General features: G+C 65.2%; 6 protein-coding genes. 4 read left to right on the top strand and 2 right to left on the bottom strand.

Going from position 1 to position 3,885, the window contains the following annotated elements:
- The 4 genes from J9892_RS19570 to J9892_RS19555 form a co-directional block, all read left to right on the top strand.
- Positions 1–143, top strand: a 143-nt coding sequence (locus tag J9892_RS19570) for a transposase (RefSeq protein ID WP_210537842.1), incomplete at its 5' end; no start/stop codon positions are given.
- Between the two features lie 192 nt (positions 144–335).
- Positions 336–776 carry an ASCH domain-containing protein gene (locus J9892_RS19565; RefSeq protein ID WP_113978565.1) on the top strand — a complete coding sequence of 147 codons (441 nt, stop codon included), beginning with the start codon at positions 336–338 and terminating at the stop codon, positions 774–776.
- Positions 777–812: 36 nt separating this feature from the next.
- Positions 813–1,070 carry a DUF1272 domain-containing protein gene (locus J9892_RS19560; RefSeq protein WP_010673281.1) on the top strand — a complete coding sequence of 86 codons (258 nt, stop codon included), beginning with the start codon at positions 813–815 and terminating at the stop codon, positions 1,068–1,070.
- A gap of 111 nt (positions 1,071–1,181) precedes the next feature.
- Positions 1,182–1,847, top strand: coding sequence for a class I SAM-dependent methyltransferase (locus J9892_RS19555; RefSeq protein WP_210538749.1), 666 nt, complete (start codon positions 1,182–1,184; stop codon positions 1,845–1,847).
- A 22-nt stretch (positions 1,848–1,869) separates the two neighbouring features.
- Here the strand turns inward: J9892_RS19555 and J9892_RS19550 are convergent, their stop codons facing one another.
- Positions 1,870–2,346 carry a methylated-DNA--[protein]-cysteine S-methyltransferase gene (locus J9892_RS19550; protein ID WP_042017732.1) on the bottom strand — a complete coding sequence of 159 codons (477 nt, stop codon included), beginning with the start codon at positions 2,344–2,346 and terminating at the stop codon, positions 1,870–1,872.
- A complete protein-coding gene (locus tag J9892_RS19545) occupies positions 2,343–3,851 on the bottom strand; it encodes a DNA-3-methyladenine glycosylase 2 (protein ID WP_042880510.1) in 1,509 nt (502 codons plus the stop codon). The genes J9892_RS19550 and J9892_RS19545 overlap by 4 nt, the downstream gene beginning before the upstream one ends.
- Positions 3,852–3,885: the final 34 nt, after the last annotated feature.

Here is a 3,885-nt window from a genome sequence, read left to right as displayed (position 1 = left end):
GTGCAAACTACCCGATGCACACGAGTGTGCTGGAAGGGGTGAACAACAAGATCAAAGTGATAAAGCGCATGGCATATGGATTTAGGGACTCAGAATACTTTTTTCTGAAAATCAAGGCGGCCTTCCCCGGAAAGCCGCGATGAACCCTTTCCTGGGGGATGCCCGGTGTCAGGTATCCATCACCAGAGTGGGCCATGACTTGGGGGAAGGAGTGTGCTCTTATCATGGGGGGACTGCGAAGAGGGGCTGTCATCTCTCTTCGTGAGAGGCTTGATGCCTTATTCGAGCCTCTATGTCTGTGTTATCACCCCAAGGAATGAGGTTTAGACGGATCTATGCTCGCACTCTCGATAGTCAGTCCACACGGGACAAATATCGCGTCAGGTAAAAAGACATTGGAAGTCCGTTCCTGGTGCCCTCCATCTCTGCCTGTTCGTGATTTAGTGATCGTTGAAAATTCAGTATTTTTATCTCTCGATATGCCAGTTGATCCTGATGGCAAAGTCGTTGCGATCGTCGACATTGAAGAGGTGCATGAATGGCAACCCGATGAAGTCGCCGCCGCCTGCTCGAGTGGCTGGGTGCCCGGCTACTGGGCTTGGCGTATTGCTAATGTTCGCCCCATTGTGGATGGCTCCGTTGTGCCCGCCCAGCGCAAGCTTTATGAGATTGACCCACAGAGCCTGACGCCGGGCATGAGCTACCAGGTGGCGGACAACGCCGAACCCCATCGCTCCTATACCGAACTGGGCGCTCGCCTCTTTATCGTCGATTGAGCTGCCCTCTTTCCCCTTGCGCTTCAGGAACTTGCCATGCTTGAACTCAGACCCAACTGCGAGTGCTGTGACCGGGATCTGCCCGCCGACACGGCGACGGCCTACATCTGCTCCTTCGAGTGCACCTTCTGCGCGGAGTGCAACGATCAGTATCTGCACCTGACCTGCCCCAACTGTGGCGGCGAGCTGGTGAGGCGCCCGCGCCGCCCGGCGGCCAAGCTGGTGAACAACCCCGCCTCCCTCCAGCGCGTCTTCAATCCGGCTCTGAAAGCGGCGCTGGGCAAGGGGGGCTAGGGCCCTCCCTTCATGGGAGGGGCTGGGCTGGCAACTGGCTCGCCCCTGTGGCTCTTGACCTTCTCCCGGCGGCAGCCCCTATCAAGGGGGCTCACACCAAAGGAGCAAAAGATGACGGAGCGATTCGAAGGAGAAGGGGCGAAGGCCTATGACAGCCGCATCCCCCTGCTGGTGCCAGGCTACGAGCTGCTGCACCAGCTTTGTGCCTCCCGGCTGATGGCCGCGCTGGGCCAGGAGGCCCGGGTGCTGCTGGTGGGGGTGGGCACGGGCAGCGAGTTGCTGCTGCTTGGCCGTCTCTGCCCCCGCTGGACCTTTGTGGCCCAGGATATCTCGGCGGACATGCTGGCCCAGGCCAGGATGCGGGCCGAGCAGGCGGGCATGGGGGAGAGGGTGTGCTGGCACCTGGGCGCATTGCCTGTGGTGGATAAGCCTTGCGATGGTGCACTCTGTCTGCTGGTTCTGCATTTTCTGGCGCAAGATGCCAAAGCCGCGCTATTGGGTGATATTCATCGCCAGCTCAATCCTGGCGCTTCCCTGCTGCTGGCGGATCTGATGGCGCCCACGGACCCGCTTGAGCGCAAGGCGATGGGGTTGCAAGCCGCCCTCGCCGGTTTGCCGCTTCCTGCCTGCGAGCAGATGGTGCGCCGCCTCGGAGAGGATTTCACCTCCCTGGACGAGGGACAGACCCGGCGCCTCTTGCAAGGGGCCGGTTTCGCGGAGGCGCACCGCTTCTTTCAGGCGCTGGGGTTTCACGGCTGGCTGGCGCAGCGGCAGTGAGCCCTGGCCGGGTGGCGCCGGATCAACGAGAGGCCCTCTCCAGCGTCAGCAGTGCCTGCTTGATGGGCAGGCCTCCCGCATAGCCGGTGAGGCTGCCATTCTGGCCGATCACCCGGTGGCAGGGGATGATGATGGAGAGCGGATTGCGACCGTTCGCGGCACCCACCGCCCGCACCGCGTTTGGCTTGCCGATGGTGCGGGCGATGTCGCCGTAGCTGCGGGTCTCCCCGTAGGGGATGTCGCACAGCGCCTGCCACACCGCTTGCTGAAACGCCGTGCCCCTGGGGGCGAGCGGCAGGGTGAAGCGCTGCAACCGGCCCGCGAAGTAGTCCCGAAACTCGGCGAGGAAGGGGGCGAGCGCCTCGCCGTCCTGTAGCCAGTCCTGCATGTCGGGCAGCGGCCGCAGTCCGGCCAGGAAGTCCACATGGACCAGACCGCGTTCGTCGATGGCGACCAGCAGTTCGCCCTGGTCGGTGGGCATCATGTCATAGCGGATCATGGGCTCTTCTCCTCGTCTTGTGTCTGTGTTGGCCGGGTGAGCAGCGCCGGTTGTTCACTCATGGCGTGCCACAGCCAGCTCGCGGCATAGGCGCGCCACGGCTGCCAGGGGGCGCTGCGCGCTGTCACCTCTTTCACCGGCAGCTTGTCACCGCCCCCCAGCGCCTTTTGCAGCACGAGATCCGAGGCGGGGAAGGCATCCGTGTCCAGCCCGCAGCGCAGCCGCCAGTAAGCGACCGTCCAGGGACCTATGCCCGGCAGCGCGAGCAGTTGCTCGTCGCTTGCCGTGGCGAGGGTGAGTGCGCCGCTTGCGAGCGCCGAGGCCAGCCCTTGCAGGGTGCGGATGCGGCTGCCCGGCATGCCGATACCGTCGAGATCCAGCTCGCACAGCTGGGTCGGGGTGGGCAGCTGCGCGGTGCCGAACTGCGCCAGGGTGCGCGCCACCAGGCGCCCCATGATGGTGATGGCACCCTTGACCGACACCTGCTGGCCGACGATGGCGCGCAGCATCACCTCGTATTCATCCCACCCCCCCGGCAGCCGCACCCCGGGCCAGCGTCCCTGGATGCCGGCGAGCAGCGGATCCTGCCCCAGGTGTTCGCCGATGCGGCTCATGTCGGCGTCGAGATCCCACATGCGGCGCACGCGGTACAGGATGTCCGGCAGCGCACCCGGCGGCAGATCCCGCACCGTGAGTCTGAGCCTCTCCCCCTCGACGGGCTCGATGCGGATGAGCCCCTCCTGCTCGCCGACCCGGTGACGGCGTTCGTAACCGTGCTCATCCACCCGCTCCAGCCCCGGAATGGCGCGCAACCGGTAGAACGCGAGCATGGCCTGGACGTCGAACGGCGGGCGATACAGCAGGTGCAGTTGCAGGCTCGATTGCGGCGCCGCCTCGCCAGTCCCCCCTTCCTGCTTGCGCAGGGCGCCCGGTGTCATCCCATACGCCTGCAGCCAGGCGTCGTTGAAGCGACGAATGCTCGCAAAGCCTGCGGCAAACGCCACGTCCGTGATGGGCAGGCGCGTTTCCGTCAGCAGCCGTTTCGCAAGCAGCAGGCGGCGCGTCTGCTCCACCTGTTTCGGCGAGGCACCGAGGTGTTGCTCGAACTGGCGCCTCAGGGTGCGCTCCGTGATCCCGGCCTGCGTTGCAAGGGAGCCCAGGCTGTGCTCCGCCAGCTCGCCGCGCTCGATGCGCGCCAGCACCTGGGCGACGAGCGGTGGCAGATCGCCGCTCTGGGCCGGTGCGAGCTCGGGGCGACAGCGCAGGCAGGGGCGCAGCCCGTGCTGCTCCGCCGCCGCCGCGAAGCGAAAATAGCGCACATTGTGCTCGTGCGGTGCCCGCGCCGGACACACGGGGCGGCAATAGATGCCGGTGGAGAGCACCCCGGTGAAGAAGCGACCATCGAAACGCGCGTCTCGCGCGAGGCGTGCGGCGTGGCACTGCTCCCGGGTGAGACCCGGAATGATCTCGTCCCGTTGGGATGAATGCGGGGGCTCTGTGGTCATGGCATGGCTCGGGTTGCTGTGGGCATGTCCCAGA

It is taken from the genome of Aeromonas sp. Prich7-2, from assembly GCF_017939255.1.
Taxonomy (GTDB): Bacteria; Pseudomonadota; Gammaproteobacteria; order Enterobacterales; family Aeromonadaceae; genus Aeromonas; species Aeromonas caviae.
Note: the sequence above shows the minus strand (reverse complement) of the source record. Positions and strands in the feature narration are given on the sequence as shown.

Coding starts and splice junctions, on each gene's coding strand:
- J9892_RS19565 (WP_113978565.1), top strand. CDS start 336: ATGCTCGCACTCTCGATAGTCAGTCCACACGGGACAAATATCGCGTCA.
- J9892_RS19545 (WP_042880510.1), bottom strand. CDS start 3,851: ATGACCACAGAGCCCCCGCATTCATCCCAACGGGACGAGATCATTCCG.
- J9892_RS19560 (WP_010673281.1), top strand. CDS start 813: ATGCTTGAACTCAGACCCAACTGCGAGTGCTGTGACCGGGATCTGCCC.
- J9892_RS19550 (WP_042017732.1), bottom strand. CDS start 2,346: ATGATCCGCTATGACATGATGCCCACCGACCAGGGCGAACTGCTGGTC.
- J9892_RS19555 (WP_210538749.1), top strand. CDS start 1,182: ATGACGGAGCGATTCGAAGGAGAAGGGGCGAAGGCCTATGACAGCCGC.